Annotated in this window: 1 rRNA gene (running past one end of the window); it reads left to right on the top strand. The window is 54.2% G+C overall.

Annotation, left to right across the window (positions count from 1 at the left end):
* Positions 1-1403, top strand: a 23S ribosomal RNA gene (locus H9638_RS16655) (it extends 1831 nt beyond the left edge of the window).
* Positions 1404-1565 lie beyond the last annotated feature (162 nt).

The following is a 1565-nucleotide window of genomic DNA, read 5'->3' as shown; positions in this document are numbered from 1 at the left end:
ATGACGCACCTGAGATCTGATGGGACCCCCGAACGGGGGAATCCGGTGATCCTATGCTGCCTAGAAAAGCATCGGCGCGAGGTTTTAGCCGCCCGTACCCCAAACCGACACAGGTGATCAGGTAGAGAATACTAAGGCGATCGAGAGAATTATGGTTAAGGAACTCGGCAAAATGCCCCCGTAACTTCGGGAGAAGGGGGGCCTGCCCCGTGATGGAAACTTGCTTTCCGGAGCGGGTGTGGGCCGCAGAGACCAGGGGGAAGCGACTGTTTACTAAAAACACAGGTCCGTGCGAAGTCGCAAGACGATGTATACGGACTGACTCCTGCCCGGTGCTGGAAGGTTAAGAGGACCGGTTAGCCCTTACGGGCGAAGCTGGGAATTTAAGCCCCAGTAAACGGCGGTGGTAACTATAACCATCCTAAGGTAGCGAAATTCCTTGTCGGGTAAGTTCCGACCTGCACGAATGGAGTAACGACTTCCCCGCTGTCTCAACCATAAACTCGGCGAAATTGCAGTACGAGTAAAGATGCTCGTTACGCGCAGCAGGACGGAAAGACCCCGAGACCTTTACTATAGTTTGGTATTGGTGTTCGGTGTGGCTTGTGTAGGATAGGTGGGAGACTGTGAGACCCGGACGCCAGTTCGGGTGGAGTCATCGTTGAAATACCACTCTGGTCATACTGGATATCTAACTTCGGCCCGTAATCCGGGTCAGGGACAGTGCCTGATGGGTAGTTTAACTGGGGCGGTTGCCTCCTAAAGAGTAACGGAGGCGCCCAAAGGTTCCCTCAGCCTGGTTGGCAATCAGGTGTCGAGTGTAAGTGCACAAGGGAGCTTGACTGTGAGAGAGACATCTCAAGCAGGGACGAAAGTCGGGACTAGTGATCCGGCGGTACATTGTGGAATGGCCGTCGCTCAACGGATAAAAGGTACCTCGGGGATAACAGGCTGATCTTGCCCAAGAGTCCATATCGACGGCATGGTTTGGCACCTCGATGTCGGCTCGTCGCATCCTGGGGCTGGAGTAGGTCCCAAGGGTTGGGCTGTTCGCCCATTAAAGCGGTACGCGAGCTGGGTTTAGAACGTCGTGAGACAGTTCGGTCCCTATCCGCTGCGCGCGCAGGAAATTTGAGAAGGGCTGTCCTTAGTACGAGAGGACCGGGACGGACGAACCTCTGGTGTGTCAGTTGTACTGCCAAGTGCACCGCTGATTAGCTACGTTCGGATGGGATAACCGCTGAAAGCATCTAAGCGGGAAGCCTGCTTCGAGATGAGATTTCCATACACCTTGTGTGTGAGAGGCCCCCAGCCAGACCACTGGGTTGATAGGCCGGATGTGGAAGCGGGGACTAAAGACCCGTGAAGCTGACCGGTACTAATAGGCCGATAACTTACACCACAACACACTCTGGCGGAACACGACTTCAAACGGTTCCGCAATATACAGGGGTGTGATGATCATGCTGCTTGCGTCCACTATGTGGTTCCCGGACAACAACCCGTGAGGGTTGTTTATCCTGGAACGAATAATTGAATACACGGTATCCGTGTAATCCACCAAA

It is taken from the genome of Arthrobacter pullicola (assembly GCF_014836875.1).
Lineage (GTDB): Bacteria > Actinomycetota > Actinomycetes > Actinomycetales > Micrococcaceae > Arthrobacter_B > Arthrobacter_B pullicola.
This window is presented reverse-complemented; position numbering and strand designations above follow the sequence as displayed.